We start from the raw sequence: 13,513 nt of genomic DNA, 5'->3' as shown, positions 1-13,513 counted from the left end.
TCCTCAGCGGGTCGCGGTCGATGATCGGCTCATGGCCGGTTCGAGATCTTCGTGCAGGACGGTCGCGATGGTGTTGTCGAGGAAGGCCTCGCGCATCGAGGCCCGTTGGACTTTGCCGCTGGTGGTGCGGTGCACGGATCGGCTTTCGATGAGGACGACGCTCGGGGCGGGCACATCGAAACCGCGAGCGACCGCGATCTTGATCGTCGAGGTCAGCTCGGCGAGGGTGGTACCGCGCAGCATCGCTGTCTTGACCCCCTGCACGACGACGAGTCGCTCCCGGCCACCGGCCTCGACGGAGACGGCGACACCGGTGGTGAGCGCGGGGTGCAGCTGCTCCACCACTTCCTCGACATCCTGCGGGTACAGGTTTCGGCCGTTGATGATCAGCAGGTCCTTGAGCCGTCCGGTGACGAACAGTTCGCCACCGCGCAGCATTCCGAGGTCGCCGGTGCGCAGGAACGGTCCTTCGGCGCCGAGATACGCGTCGAAGGTGTGGCGGGTCTCCTCGGGCCGGTTCCAGTAGCCCGCGGCGACGCTGTCGCCGCGAATCCAGATCTCGCCGACGGCGTCGTCGCCGGCCTGCTGCCCGGTGTGCATGTCGACGACGCGGACGGTGAGGCCGGGCGCCGCCTTGCCGCAACCGACCAGCAAGCTGTCGGTACCGTCGACGATCTCCGGCTGCGCGTCGATCGCCGCGGCGGTGGCCAGCAGCGTCGCCTCGGCCAGGCCGTAGGCGGGCAGCAGTGCGGTCGGGCGCCACCCAGCGGGGGCGAACCGTTCGCGCACCGCGGCGATGGTCCGTGCGCGGACCGGTTCGGCGCCACACAACGCCACCTCGAGGGTGGACAGGTCGAGGGCGGCCAACTGCTCGTCGGTGACGCGCTTGGTGATCAGTTCATAGGCGAAGTTCGGGGCGGCGGTGCAGGTTGCGCGGTACTTGTCGATCGTCTGCAGCCAGCGAACGGGGCGTTTGAGGAAGGTGGTCGGCGACATGAACACCAGGTTCGCGCCGGCGTAGATCGAGGCGAGCAGCGATCCGATCAGGCCCATGTCGTGAAATTGCGGGATCCAGGTGACGCCCGTCGAGGCGTCGCTGATCCCGATCGAGGTGGAGATCGCGGCCTCGTTGTGCAGGAGGTTGCCGTGGGTGACGACGACGCCCTTCGGCGTGCCGGTCGAGCCGGACGTGTACTGCAGGAACGCGATGGTCCCGGTGTCGATATCGGGCAGGCGCCACGCATCGGGGTCACCGAGCTGTTCGTCCGTGGCCACCACCGCCGCGGTCGTGGCCGCGGCGACCATCGGCTGGAAGTTGGCGGTGGTGAGAACCAAGCGGGCACCGGAGTCGGCGATGATGCCCGCCACCCGTTGGGTACTGCGCTCATCGTGGGGCAGCGGCGCGGGCACCGCGATGACGCCCGCGTAGAGGCAGCCGAGGAAGGCCCGCAGGAAAGCCATACCGTCCAGGTAGAGCAGGACGACGGGTTCCGCCGATTCCGGGCGGTCGGCCAGCCACGCGGCGAGCGCCCTGGCGTCGCGATCGAGTTCGGGGTAGGTGACGATCTCCTCGACCAGCTCGCGCCCGGCCTCACGCAGGTAGGTGTAGGAGCGTGTCTCTCCGTACGTGTGAACCTGGTGCCTGACGTGGTGCACGTAACTGGGCTGCATGCGGCCGTTCCTTCACAGGGGAGAAAGTCATAGGGGATGACTATGACTATCCGCTCTCTGTGCCGGTGGAGATAGTGCCCGCGGGTATCACCCAGCTAACCCGGGGGGTGGCATCTGTGCACCCTTGGTGGAAGTCGAACCCGCGACTCAGGCGACCGACGCACTGACAGCGTTGTTGCCCCTCATGAACCTGCGGACAAGATCTATCATTGACGACGAAGTGTCTGCGTGGACGAAGTGAGAGGCCAGGATGTCTACACCCGACGACGACCCGAGCGCGATCTTTCGCCGGTACCTGAGTTCGGTGGTGCTGCATGCTCAGGCGGGCGCGAAGGCGGTCGATCTGCACGCGACCGACCTCTACGCACTGAATATCCTCGAGCTGAACGGTGCGATGACACCGGGGGAACTCGGCACTCGTACCGGACTCACCACCGGCCCGACCACCCGTCTCGTCGACCGCCTCGAGCAGGCCGGATACGTGCGCCGCGGTGCCGACCTGAGCGACCGGCGCAAGGTCATCGTCGAACCGATCGACCAGCCTGCCGAGTTGGACAAGGTACTTGCCCCCGCCCGGCGCCGGATCGGCGAGATCATCGCGAGCTATACCCCGGCGCAGCGCGAAGTGCTCTTCGACTATTTCGCGCGCGCGGCCGTGGCCTACCAGGAGTCCGTGGCCGATCTTCGTGACTGAGGTTCACGGGTGGGGGTTTCGCGGAAGTCAGTGCGGTAATCGACAATCCGCACACGATCGAGATCACCAGGCTCTCCTGTCGGATTTCCGGGCGAGAAAACGCACAGGAGAGCCTGGTGACCGGCGGTCCGGTTCAGTGATCAGTGTCCGCGGGCGATCCAGTCCGCGAGCGCGGGCCGCTCCGTGCCGATGGTGGTGGTGTCGCCGTGGCCGGTGTGGACCGTTGTCTCCTCGGGGAGGGTGAGCAGGCGATCCCGGATCGAATCGATGATCGTGTCGAAGTCGGAGAACGAGCGGCCGGTGGCGCCGGGGCCACCGGCGAAAAGGGTGTCGCCGGTGAACAGGGCCGCGAGATCGGGGACATGCAGCGAGACCGAGCCGGGGGAGTGGCCGGGGGTGTGCAGGATGTCGATATCGATGCCCGCCACGGTGATTCGCGCAGTGTCCGCCAGGGAACGGTAGTCGGCACTCGGGTGGGTCATGCGCCAGAGTGGCTCGTCACCGGGGTGGAGGAGGACGGGAGCGTCGAGGCGCTCGGCCAGTTCCGGGGCGACGGTCACGTGGTCGTTGTGGCCGTGGGTGCACAGGATGGCGGTGACCTGACGGTTCCCGACCGCGTCGGCGATGGCGTCGGCGTTATGGGCGGCATCGATGACGAGCACCTCGTCGTCGTCACCGATGAGCCACACATTGTTGTCGACATCCCAGCTGCCACCGTCGAGCGCGAAAGTGCCCGAGGTGACCACTCTTTCGATGCGGGTCACCAGACCACCACCGAACGCAGCACCTTGCCCTCGGCCATCGCGGCGAACGCCTGCTCGACCCCGTCGATGCCGATCCGCTCGGTGACGAACCGGTCTAGCGGCAGTCGGCCCTGACGGAAGAGATCGATGAGCATCGGGAAGTCGCGTTCGGGCAGACAGTCGCCGTACCAGGACGATTTCAGCGCGCCGCCGTGCGAGAACAAGTCGATGAGCGGCATCTCCAACTTCATGTCCGGTGTCGGGACACCGACGAGGACGACCGTGCCCGCCAGGTCGCGCCCGTAGAACGCCTGCTGCCAGGTTTCCGGGCGGCCGACCGCGTCGATCACCACATCGGCACCGAAATCGCCGGTGAGTTCCTTGATCCGCTCGACCACGTCTTCGCTGGTCGCGTCGATGGTGTGGGTGGCACCGAAGTCCTTGGCCCAGTCCAGCTTTTGCTGATCACGGTCGATGGCGATGATCGTGCCCGCACCGGCGAGACGCGCACCGGCGATGGCCGCGTCGCCCACGCCGCCACAGCCGATCACCGCGACGCTGTCGCCGCGCGAGACGTTCCCGGTGTTCATGGCGGCACCGATCCCGGCCATCACGCCACAGCCGAGCAGACCGGCGACGGCCGGGTCGGTCTCGGAATCGACCTTGGTGCACTGCTTTTCGTGCACGAGGGTCTTGTCGGCGAACGCGCCTACCCCGAGCGCCGGGGTGAGCGGTGTGCCGTCGGTGAGCGTCATCGGAACGCTGGCGTTGTGGGTGTCGAAGCAGTACCAGGGGCGCCCGCGTCGACACGCACGGCATTCGCCGCAGACCGCGCGCCAGTTGAGGACGACGAAGTCACCCTCGGACACATGGGTTACGGCGGCGCCAACGGACTCGACCACTCCGGCGGCCTCGTGACCGAGCAGGAACGGGAACTCGTCGTTGATCCCGCCCTCGCGATAGTGCAGGTCGGTGTGGCACACCCCGCAAGCCTGGACGCGGACGACCACATCGTGAGGTCCCGGATCGGGAATTACGATGTCGACGGTTTCGACCGGCGCGTTCTTCGCGCGGGCGATGACTCCGCGAACGGTGTCTGGCATGCGGACCTCCTCATGGTTGGCGTGGTCTACGTCAACGCTAGCGGGCCCGCCCGCCCGATCAGTCCGGGATGGGTGGGATCTCTCCTGTCGGACTGCCGAGTTCTTCCTTCACGTGGTGCTCCACGAGCAACGGAACATAGTCGCGGATGTGCACTTTCCCGAACGCGTCGTAGACCTTGTGCACGATGTCGGCCAGCTCGGCGGGTGCGATGGTCGGGTATCGGATGATCAACCGCTCGATGACCTCGTCGAGTTGGCGGTTCTCGTGAGTCGTCATATTCCACGGTTACCCGGAGACGACGTCGATCAACGGGTCGGCGCCTAATCGAGTTGACGTCCTTACCTGCCGTCCGGGCCGATCCGTGTCAGCACCGCGTTGGCCACCAGGCACGCGCTGTCGACGACATCGGTCAGCGGTTGGCGGTATTCGTCGAGCACCCACTTCTGGGCGATGATCACGATGGCGCCGACCAGGCCGAGCAGCACGGTGCGCACGCTGACGGCGGGATGGGTTTCCAGGTCGACGTGCGGGGTGAACAGGGCAAAGCAGATGTCGACGATGGCGTCGAGAACGCTGTGGTGGGCCCGGTCGACGGCGGGGCTCACGCCGAGGATCTCGAAGAACGCGATCCGGGGCACCCGTGGGTCGTCGAGGATGAGCTGGAAGTATGCGGTCAGGGCGACGTGCACCTGGGTGTCGATGTCGGCGTCGGTCTCGCGAAGGCCGGTATGGATCGCCTCGATCATCCTGGCGGCGGTCTCGCGGTACACCTCGAGCAGCAGATCCTCACTGTCGGTGAAGGATTCGTAGAAGTAGCGTTTGCCGACGCCTGCCGCCGCGCAGATCGTGGTGACTGTGCTGTTGCGGTAGCCGTCGGTGCCGAAGGCGTCGGTAGCCGCTTCGATCAGCCGGGCGCGGCGTTCCTGCTGACGTTGTCCCGGTGCGGCGCCACGGTATCGGCGGCCGTCGTCGAGTTCGGGCGCTGTCACAGTGCCAATTCTGTCAGGCGGCGGCCGCGGGGTGCGCGCGGGCGCCGATCGAGGATTGCCCAGAACATGTTCTTGCGATCGAACGTGACCCACGCTACGTTACTTCCCGGTACGGGAACGTTGTGGTTCCCGATGGTCGAGGGGTGAACCGAAGCATGATCACACATCGCGGGCGGCTGGCTGCGCTGGTCGCATCCGTCGTTGTCTTGGCAGGCGCCGTCGCATCCGCACCGGTCGGCCAGGCATCGCCGAACGCCGAGGGTCTCGACGCTCAGTTCATCGCCACCCATAACGGTCCGCAGCAATACCCCAACGTCTTCATCGAGTGGGACGTGCCGATCACGATGAGTGACGGCACCGTATTGAAAGCCAACGTCTATCACCCAGCCGGTGCGGACGGTCAGCCGGTCGCCGAGCCGACACCCACCATCGTCAACATGACCCCCTACACCAAGCTGGTCACCAACATCGCGGACTCGGCACTGGCGGTGCCCGGCCTGTCGGATCTGCTGATGCCGGTGCTGCAGAACCTGGACTTCACGCCGTTCGGTTTCAGCAGCCTCAGCGACATGATGAACGCGCTGCCCGGCGGCGCGGCCCGCACCTTCGGCGTCGACCGGAACCTGATCCGCGGCGGCTACACCCAGGTGGTCGTCGACGTGCGCGGCACCGGTTTCTCACAGGGCACCTGGCAGGTGTTCGGTGAACGCGAGCAACTCGACGGCGTGGAAGTCGTCGACTGGGCGGCGAAGCAGGGCTGGTCCGACGGCAAGATCGGGATGAGCGGCATCTCCTACTCGGGGATCAACCAACTGCAGACCGCGCAGCGTCATCCGGAAGCGCTCAAGGCGATCTTCCCGGTCGTGCCAGGTAGCGACCTGATCCGCGATGTCGCCGCCCCCGGTGGCGCGCTCGGGATCGGGTTCATCCCGACCTGGCTGCTCGCTGTCGACGGCGCGAAACTGCTGCCCGACATGGTGTCTGTGCTCACCGGCAAATTCGACTGGGTCTGGCTGCGCGACCGGGTGCGCGACCCGTTCACCTTCTTCAATGTGCTCATCGCCGCGCTCACCACCCCGAGCATCGAGCAGATCCCGCCGGAGATGGCCGCGATCCTCGACGACGAGAGCCCACTGCGGAAGGCCTGGGTCGGCTCGCCCGAACAGGTGCAGGTGCCGACCTTCCTCTACGGCGGCTGGCACGACATCTTCACCTACTCCACCCCGCGCATCTACAACGCGGTGAACGTGCCCGCCGAGCAGAAGAAGCTCGTCATGGACGACGTCTACCACGTGACGGTGAGCTCGGGCATGGGCCAGCCGGGTGCGCCCGCGCCACTGGAATCGTTGCAGCGCGCGTGGTTCGACAAGTGGCTCAAGGGCATCGACAACGGCATCGACCGCTACGACCCGGTCACGTTGTGGCAGCAGGGAAGTGACCAGTGGACCACCGACGTCGCCTTCCCGCGGCCCGGCATGCAGTACCGGCGGATGTATCTCGACGCGGCCTCCTCCGGCACCGCGCCGGGCGCTCGCCACGACGGCAGCCTGCGCACCGCTCCCGGTGCCGCACAGCGTGTTTCGGTGGACCCGAGCCTGACCACCATCTGCTCGCGTGATGCCGCGCAGGGCACAGCCGGACTGGTGCCGCTACCCGATATCTGCGCGAAGGACGCCCGGATCAGCGAGGGTGCCGCGCTCACCTTCACCACGGCGCCGGTGACCCAGCCGACGAGGATCTCCGGGGCGATCGCCGCACACCTGAACACCGTGCTCGACGCCACCGACGGCTACTGGACGGTGACCGTCAATGATGTAGCGCCGGATGGCACTTCGACGGTCTGGTCGCAGGGCCAGCTGACAGCCTCACTGCGCGCGATCGACGAAGGCAAGGCGACCCGCTCGCCGAACGGCGACTACACCGACCCGTATCCGTACCTCACCCTGGATACCCGTCAGCCGATCGTGCCCGGCGAGCCGACGACGATCGACATCGGAATCCGCGCCACCGACGGTGTCCTGCTGCCGGGCCACCGCCTGCGCGTCGACATCTTCGCGGGCAACTTCCCCAGCGGAATCCCGTTGCGCCCGTTGCTGAACGAAAGCGGCCTGCGCACCCAGCACCTCGAGCTGGACCCGTCCCGCCCGAGCTGGATCAACGTCCCCCTCGACACCGATCCCGGCTGGTGACCCGACTCGACCAGCCGCGATAGGGCGCCCCCGGCAGATCACGAGACGATCGATAAGCCGGGGGTTCAGCCGCGGCCGAGGGCGCTGGCCAGTTCCTGCTTGTTCATCTTGGAGCGGCCGTCGATATTGCGGCGCCGGGCTTCCTCATAGAGCTGATCGCGGGTCTTGCCGCTGCCCTGGGCCCGCTGGCCGCCACGTCGCTGCGCGGCACTGCCGGATCGCGATGACTTGCCCGATCCCTTGGTCTCGCCGTGCTCGGCGCGGGTCTTGTTGACCGTCCGTGCGGCGATTTCCTCAGCCCTTTTCTCGCTGCGGCCACGGTCGCGCTCAGATTTCTTGATGTCTTTGTATTGACGTTCGCGCTTGTCGCTCCACGCTTGCTGGGGCATCGGCTGCTCCTGTCGTCTCGGGATGTCGCCTGTGGTGGACGCCTACCCGGGGATCGGCCGAGGAAACAGGACGACAGCAATGCCCTGGCAATTCTTGCCTGGCACACTGTTCTGGTGGGCGTACCGGGCAGGGCGGCGAACCGCGTATGGCGGTGGATCCGCAGCGCGCCCGGCACCTATCTGTGGCTGACCGCCCTCGCCGTCACGACGGTGATCATCGATCTCCTCCCACCCGATGAAGCCAGACAGTGGCTCGATCACCGGTCGACCAACCTGCACCACCTCGGTCAAGATCCCCTGCGGGTGCTGATCACCAGCGCGTTCTGGACCGACGGCGGCGGATGGCTCGCCTATGCGGTGCTGTTCACGCTCTTTCACGCCAATGCCGAACGCTGGCTCGGCACGCTGCGCTGGCTGGTGGTCGTCGTGCTCGCGCACGTGGGCGCCACCTATCTCAGCCAGGGCGTGGTGCTGTGGGCGATCCGCAGCGAGGACGCGCCCGAACGGGCGATGTACATCCTCGATGTGGGCGTCAGCTACGGGCTGGCCGGTGTCGCCGCGGTGCTCGCCTATCGGTTCGTGACGCCGTGGCGCTGGGTGTACGTGTTCGCGGTGCTCGCGGTGGTGGTTCCGCCGATCTTCATCGACCGCACCTTCACCGATATCGGGCATGCGAGCGCGGCCGCCATCGGTTTCGCCTGCTACCCGCTGACCCGAGGCCGCGGGCAACGGTGGGATCCCGGTGTACTGCTGAGGCGGCGGTCCACCGTCGAGCGTTGATTGCTCACTAGGGTGAAGCTGGTGATCTTGCTGGCGATAGGTGTGGTTCTGCTCGGTGTGTTCGCGCTGCGCTTCCGTCAGGAGCGGCGCCGATTCAGCAACGGCGTGTTGCTGCTGCTCGGAATTCTGTGTGCCGGCGCCGCGCTGATCGGCTCGGGCGCCGAAGGGGCCGGGCCCGAACTGCTCGTCTTCTTCGCGCTCGCGTTGTCGCCGCTGCTGGTGCTGGTGCTGGCCGGACTGCTGATGCTCAACGGCGTGGTGATGTTGCGCCGCGAGGGTGTTCGCCTGGCGAACCTGCTCTCGTTCGGACTCGGCGTCGCGCTGCTGATTCCGTACGCACTGCTGGTGGTGGCGGTGATCGCGGAATGGACGGTGTTCGGGGTGTTGTTGCTCGCGGTCGTGCTCGTCGCCGCCTACCTCGGCTTCGTGCTGGTCGCGTTCCTGTTCTATTCGGTCGTCTACAGCTGGGTGACCCGCACCGACGACGCCGTCGCGATCGTGGTGCACGGCTCCGGCCTGCTCGGTGACCGGGTTCCGCCGCTGCTGGCGAGCAGGCTCGACCGAGCGCTGGGTATCTGGCGTACCGACCGTGCGCACGGTCCGTCGCCGCTGCTGATCACCAGCGGCGGCAAGGGTTCCGACGAGAAGGTCGCCGAAAGCACCGCGATGGCCGCCTACCTGGTCGAACACGGCGTGCCCGACGAGGAGATCCTGCGGGAGGACCGCTCGACGACCACCCGCGAGAACTTGCTGTTCAGCCGGGAATTGCTCGCCCGGCGCGGGATCGAGAGCCGCATCCTGCTGGTCACCAGCAACTTTCATGTGCTGCGCACCGCGCTGCTCGCCCGCTCGGTCGGGTTCGACGCCCAGGCGGTCGGCGCGCCGACCGCGCGCTACTACCTGCCCAGCGCCATCCTGCGCGAATACGTCGGGATTCTGGCCGAGCACAAGGCGGTCAATGCCGTGATGTGCGCGTTGCTGGTGGCGGCGCCGGTCGCGCTGGCGATCTTCGGTGAAGCGAAGTGACAGATTTAGGTGTTACGTAAAGTTATGGATAGTTGTATCATCGGGACTACCGAGTGGGGCGCAACGTCGCGACCTGGTGCACGGAGGTTCGTGCGCGGTTGATCGAGGAGTACCGATGAAGTTATTTCCTTGGGGGAGAGAAGTCCCGGACACCGATCCGGGCGTTGTGGCGTTGCATGCCCGTAATGTCGCTTTCGACTGGTCGGGTGTTGACCTGCAGTGGATGTCGGCAGAGCCGATCGCCAGTCACCTGATCAGTGCGTTGAACATGCTGCTGCCCGAGGGCGAGCGCATGTTCATCGAGACCTATCGCGAGGCATTGCCCTACGTCAAGGACGCGAAACTGCGCGAGGACATGCTCGGTTTCATCGGGCAGGAATCGATGCACGCGCAGACTCACGCGAAGGTGCTCGAGGATGTGTTCGTCGGGCACGGTGTCGACATCGCCCCGTACGTGAAGCAGATGGAATACCTGTTCCGTATCTCGCTGGGATCGCGCGGTGGCGACGATCGCGCGGGTCGGCAGATGCTGGTCGAACGGGTCGCCTTCATCGCTTGTCTCGAGCATTTCTTCGCCTGGCTCGGCGATTGGATTCTCAACGCCGACCTGGAGAAGTTCGGGGGTGACCCACGGATGCTCGATCTGTTCCGCTGGCACGGTGCCGAGGAGGTCGAGCATCGCAATGTCGCTCATGACGTCGCGGAGTACTTCGGGGTCGGGTATGTCCGGCGCTGTGCGGCGATGACCCTGGTGTTCCCGATCTTCATCGTCTTGCTGGTGCGGGGGGCTCGATTCCTTGTCCAGCAGGATCAGCAGTTGCCCGATTACGGCTATCCGCGGGTGATCGCCGGTGTGTTCGGCGCGATGTGGCGTGGGGCGCTGCCCGGCGTGCCTTCGCTGCTGCGCAGCGCGCTCTCGACCTTCCAGCCCGGGTACAACCCGGAGAGCGTCGGCTCGACGGCGCAGGCCCTCGCCTACCTGGCGGCCTCGCCCGGTGCCCGCGCGGCAGCGTCGTGACCACTCGCGAACTCCCCGCCGATCTGTATGGCAAGGACCGCCACGACCAGGCGGTCAGGATCCTCGATGCCGTCGCCTCCGCCCGGCTGCGCTGGGCCGCCTTGGTCAACCGCCGTGATCTGCGACCGCGGGTCGAAGATCGCCGCCTGCCCGTGGTGGTGACCGAACGCCGGATCGAAGCGCACGACCAGGACGTGGTGAGCCTGCGCCTCGAGTCGCCCGACGGCCGGGTCCTGCCGCGCTGGCGGCCCGGCGCGCACCTCGACCTCGAATTGCCGTCGGGCCGGTTGCGGCAGTACTCGCTGTGCGGCGACCCCGCCGACGAGCGCGCCTACCGGGTAGCGGTGCGCCGTATTCCCGGCGGTGGCGGCGGCTCGGTCGAGGTGCACGACGCACTGCCGGTCGGCAGTCGATTGGTGGTACGCGGGCCACGCAATGCCTTCCCGTTCGCGGTGCCGGGGTACGGATCACCTTCGCAGCGACTGCATTTCATCGCCGGCGGCATCGGCATCACGCCGATTCTGCCGATGGCCCGGCTCGCGCACCGCCTCGGTGTGCCGTGGACCCTGGTGTACAGCGGGCGCAGCCGCGACACCATCCCGTTCCTGGCCGAGACCGAGAGCTTCGGTGCGAATGTCGTCGTGCGCACCGATGACGAACACGGTCTGCCCGCCGCGGCGGATCTGCTGGCAGGCGTCGGTCCTGGCACCGCGGTCTACGCGTGCGGCCCCACCCCGATGACCTCGGCGATCGTCGCCGCGGTGCGCGAGATGGGCGAAGTGGAACTGCATTTCGAGCGGTTCTCGCCACCGCCGGTCGTCGACGGCACACCGTTCGAGCTCGAATTCGCCTCCAGCGGTGCGGTAGTCACCGTCGACGCCGACCGCACCGTGCTCGACACCATTCTCGATACGCGCCCCGACCAGCCCTATTCGTGCAGGCAGGGCTTCTGTGGCACCTGTGTGGTGCGGGTCAGGTCGGGCGAACCAGACCATCGCGAGACCGTGCTCTCCGCTGACGACCACGCCGAGGGTGCCATGCTCGCGTGTGTATCTCGTTCTCGCGGTGAGCGATTGGTGCTCGACCTATGAATTCCTTCGGGAACAACTCAGTGGACAGGGAATCCGACAGATCATGACGAACGACAGCCCGCAGCCCGTGAATCAGCGCACCGTCCGCAGCGGCGATTTCGACATCGCCGTGTTCGAGTACGGCGACCCGACCGCCGACACCATCGTGCTCGTGCACGGCTGGCCCGACACCCATCACCTGTGGGACCGGGTTATTCCACTGCTCACCGAGCGTTTCCACGTGGTCGCCTACGACACCCGTGGTCACGGTGAATCCACCCGCACCCAGCGCACCGACGACTTCCGTCTCGACGAACTCGCCCGCGATTTCTACGCCGTGATCGACGCGGTGAGCCCCGACCGCCCCGTGCACGTGCTCGCCCACGACTGGGGTTCGGTGCAGGTGTGGGAAGCGGTGTGCGAGCCGCAGGCCAGTGCGCGCGTCGCCTCGTTCACCTCGGTTTCGGGCCCCAACCTCGACCACCTGGCCAGCTGGGTGCGCGACCGGCTCGCCCGCCCCACCCTGCGCAATGTGTGGCAGCCGATGACCCAACTCGCCTCCTCGGCCTACACCTTCTTCTTCATGACGCCCGGGCTGCCGCGCGCCACGTTCAACGCCATCGGCACCGAAAAGGTGTGGCAGCGCGCGGTTTCCATCATGAATGACACCCCCGCCGCCAACGTGAAGCTCGGCCCGACGTTCCGCCGCGACATGGTCGACGGGCTGCTCATCTATCGCGCAAACATCGTGGCGCGCATGCTCTCCCCGCGTGAGCGTCGCACCGAGGTCCCGGTGCAGTTGATCGTCGCGGGCCGCGACGTCGCCGTGCGGCCCGCGGGTTACGACGATTCGGCCAAGTGGACCGACCGGCTGTGGCGTCGCGACGTCCCCGCCGGGCACTGGATGCCGTTCTCCCATCCGGAACTCCTCGCCACCGCGACCACCGAGCTGATCGACGCGCTCGACGGGGCCGGCGTATCGCGGGGGCTCGCCAGGGCTGAGGTAGGTACCGCGCAAAGGGAATTCGAGAACAAGCTGGTGGTCGTCACCGGTGCGGGTAGCGGCATCGGCCGGGAGACCGCGCTGGCATTCGCGCGGCTCGGTGCCGAAGTGGTGGTCTCCGATGTCAACGAGCTCGCCGCCAAGGCCACCGCGGAGCTCGTCGCCTCGGAAGGTGGTGTGGCGCACTACTATTCGCTGGACGTGTCGAACGAAGACGCGGTGCGCGCGCATGCCGACCTGGTGATCGCCGCGCACGGCGTGCCCGATGTGCTGGTCAACAATGCCGGTGTCGGTCAGGCAGGCGGGTTCCTCGACACTCCGTCGGAGGAGTTCGACCGTGTCCTGCGGATCAACCTCGGCGGTGTCGTCAACGGCTGCCGGGCTTTCGGCGCGGCGATGGCCGATCGTGGGCTCGGCGGGCACATCGTGAACCTGTCCAGCATGGCCGCCTACAGTCCGCAGCGCGATATGGCGGCCTATGCCACCAGCAAGTCGGCGGTGTTCATGTTCTCCGACTGCCTGCGTGCCGAACTGGCCGACCGCGGCATCTCGGTGTCGACCGTGTGCCCGGGCATCGTGCACACGAATATCGTTGCCACCACCCGTATCTCGGGTGTCTCCGCCCGAGAAGAGGCGGCCGCGCAGCAGAAGTTCGACAAGCTGTACGAGCGCCGCGGCTACACCCCCGACCGGGTGGCGGCGCAGATCGTGAAGGCGGTGCGGACCGGGCGCGACATCGTGCCGGTGACACCGGAATCGTGGGTGCAGTACCGGATCAACCGGATCGCACCCGGCGCGGTGCGGTTGGCCGCACGCCGGATGAAGCTCGTCTGAGTC

13 protein-coding genes are annotated in these 13,513 nt (G+C 66.9%); 7 read left to right on the top strand and 6 right to left on the bottom strand.

The features are described from left to right. Window positions 1–3: 3 nt before the first annotated feature. A complete protein-coding gene (locus ACFXKN_RS07295; protein ID WP_379432668.1) occupies window positions 4–1,671 on the bottom strand; it encodes a fatty acyl-AMP ligase in 1,668 nt (555 codons plus the stop codon). A gap of 250 nt (window positions 1,672–1,921) precedes the next feature. Here ACFXKN_RS07295 and ACFXKN_RS07290 point away from each other — a divergent pair, with 250 nt between their 5' ends. Continuing rightward, window positions 1,922–2,365 carry a MarR family winged helix-turn-helix transcriptional regulator gene (locus tag ACFXKN_RS07290; protein WP_378952356.1) on the top strand — a complete coding sequence of 148 codons (444 nt, stop codon included), beginning with the start codon at window positions 1,922–1,924 and terminating at the stop codon, window positions 2,363–2,365. A 140-nt stretch (window positions 2,366–2,505) separates the two neighbouring features. On the opposite strand, the gene ACFXKN_RS07285 is transcribed toward ACFXKN_RS07290, so the two are convergent. The 4 genes from ACFXKN_RS07285 to ACFXKN_RS07270 all read right to left on the bottom strand — a co-directional run bounded on the left by ACFXKN_RS07285 (window position 2,506) and on the right by ACFXKN_RS07270 (window position 5,201). After that, on the bottom strand, window positions 2,506–3,129 hold the full coding sequence (locus ACFXKN_RS07285; RefSeq protein ID WP_378952353.1) for an MBL fold metallo-hydrolase: 624 nt from the start codon (window positions 3,127–3,129) through the stop codon (window positions 2,506–2,508). Then, entirely contained in the window at window positions 3,126–4,211 is a 1,086-nt protein-coding gene (locus ACFXKN_RS07280; protein ID WP_378952350.1) for an S-(hydroxymethyl)mycothiol dehydrogenase, read from the bottom strand. The genes ACFXKN_RS07285 and ACFXKN_RS07280 overlap by 4 nt, the downstream gene beginning before the upstream one ends. A gap of 58 nt (window positions 4,212–4,269) precedes the next feature. Further along, window positions 4,270–4,488, bottom strand: a complete 219-nt coding sequence (locus ACFXKN_RS07275) for a three-helix bundle dimerization domain-containing protein (protein ID WP_378952347.1) — start codon at window positions 4,486–4,488, stop codon at window positions 4,270–4,272. Window positions 4,489–4,550: 62 nt separating this feature from the next. Beyond that, window positions 4,551–5,201 (bottom strand): TetR/AcrR family transcriptional regulator, encoded by a 651-nt coding sequence (locus ACFXKN_RS07270; protein WP_379432667.1) that lies wholly within the window; start codon window positions 5,199–5,201, stop codon window positions 4,551–4,553. Window positions 5,202–5,356: 155 nt separating this feature from the next. Between ACFXKN_RS07270 and ACFXKN_RS07265 the strand changes: the two genes are divergently transcribed. After that, complete coding sequence (locus ACFXKN_RS07265) at window positions 5,357–7,390, top strand: CocE/NonD family hydrolase (protein ID WP_379432666.1); 2,034 nt, start codon at window positions 5,357–5,359, stop codon at window positions 7,388–7,390. Between the two features lie 65 nt (window positions 7,391–7,455). On the opposite strand, the gene ACFXKN_RS07260 is transcribed toward ACFXKN_RS07265, so the two are convergent. Next, complete coding sequence (locus ACFXKN_RS07260; protein ID WP_379432665.1) at window positions 7,456–7,779, bottom strand: plasmid stabilization protein; 324 nt, start codon at window positions 7,777–7,779, stop codon at window positions 7,456–7,458. A 114-nt stretch (window positions 7,780–7,893) separates the two neighbouring features. Between ACFXKN_RS07260 and ACFXKN_RS07255 the strand changes: the two genes are divergently transcribed. The 5 genes from ACFXKN_RS07255 to ACFXKN_RS07235 all read left to right on the top strand — a co-directional run bounded on the left by ACFXKN_RS07255 (window position 7,894) and on the right by ACFXKN_RS07235 (window position 13,510). Next, window positions 7,894–8,559, top strand: a complete 666-nt coding sequence (locus ACFXKN_RS07255; protein WP_379432664.1) for a rhomboid-like protein — start codon at window positions 7,894–7,896, stop codon at window positions 8,557–8,559. A gap of 21 nt (window positions 8,560–8,580) precedes the next feature. Beyond that, a complete protein-coding gene (locus tag ACFXKN_RS07250) occupies window positions 8,581–9,585 on the top strand; it encodes a YdcF family protein (RefSeq protein WP_379432663.1) in 1,005 nt (334 codons plus the stop codon). Window positions 9,586–9,700: 115 nt separating this feature from the next. Further along, the gene (locus tag ACFXKN_RS07245; RefSeq protein WP_378952329.1) at window positions 9,701–10,603 is read left to right on the top strand and encodes a metal-dependent hydrolase; all 903 of its coding nucleotides are present in this window, start codon (window positions 9,701–9,703) and stop codon (window positions 10,601–10,603) included. Beyond that, window positions 10,600–11,694, top strand: a complete 1,095-nt coding sequence (locus ACFXKN_RS07240) for a PDR/VanB family oxidoreductase (protein ID WP_379432662.1) — start codon at window positions 10,600–10,602, stop codon at window positions 11,692–11,694. Before ACFXKN_RS07245 ends, ACFXKN_RS07240 begins: the two co-directional genes overlap by 4 nt. Window positions 11,695–11,737: 43 nt before the next feature. After that, the gene (locus tag ACFXKN_RS07235) at window positions 11,738–13,510 is read left to right on the top strand and encodes an SDR family oxidoreductase (protein WP_379432661.1); all 1,773 of its coding nucleotides are present in this window, start codon (window positions 11,738–11,740) and stop codon (window positions 13,508–13,510) included. Window positions 13,511–13,513 lie beyond the last annotated feature (3 nt).

The organism is Nocardia sp. NPDC059195 (genome assembly GCF_042754695.1).
GTDB lineage: Bacteria > Actinomycetota > Actinomycetes > Mycobacteriales > Mycobacteriaceae > Nocardia.
The sequence above is the reverse complement of the archived record's forward strand: the minus strand, read 5'-3'. Positions and strand labels throughout refer to the sequence as shown.

Bases quoted from the DNA above. Each gene is read 5' to 3' on its own strand.
- ACFXKN_RS07295 (WP_379432668.1), bottom strand. From the start codon at position 1,671: ATGCAGCCCAGTTACGTGCACCACGTCAGGCACCAGGTTCACACGTAC.
- ACFXKN_RS07290 (WP_378952356.1), top strand. From the start codon at position 1,922: ATGTCTACACCCGACGACGACCCGAGCGCGATCTTTCGCCGGTACCTG.
- ACFXKN_RS07280 (WP_378952350.1), bottom strand. From the start codon at position 4,211: ATGCCAGACACCGTTCGCGGAGTCATCGCCCGCGCGAAGAACGCGCCG.
- ACFXKN_RS07275 (WP_378952347.1), bottom strand. From the start codon at position 4,488: ATGACGACTCACGAGAACCGCCAACTCGACGAGGTCATCGAGCGGTTG.
- ACFXKN_RS07265 (WP_379432666.1), top strand. From the start codon at position 5,357: ATGATCACACATCGCGGGCGGCTGGCTGCGCTGGTCGCATCCGTCGTT.
- ACFXKN_RS07260 (WP_379432665.1), bottom strand. From the start codon at position 7,779: ATGCCCCAGCAAGCGTGGAGCGACAAGCGCGAACGTCAATACAAAGAC.
- ACFXKN_RS07245 (WP_378952329.1), top strand. From the start codon at position 9,701: ATGAAGTTATTTCCTTGGGGGAGAGAAGTCCCGGACACCGATCCGGGC.
- ACFXKN_RS07235 (WP_379432661.1), top strand. From the start codon at position 11,738: ATGACGAACGACAGCCCGCAGCCCGTGAATCAGCGCACCGTCCGCAGC.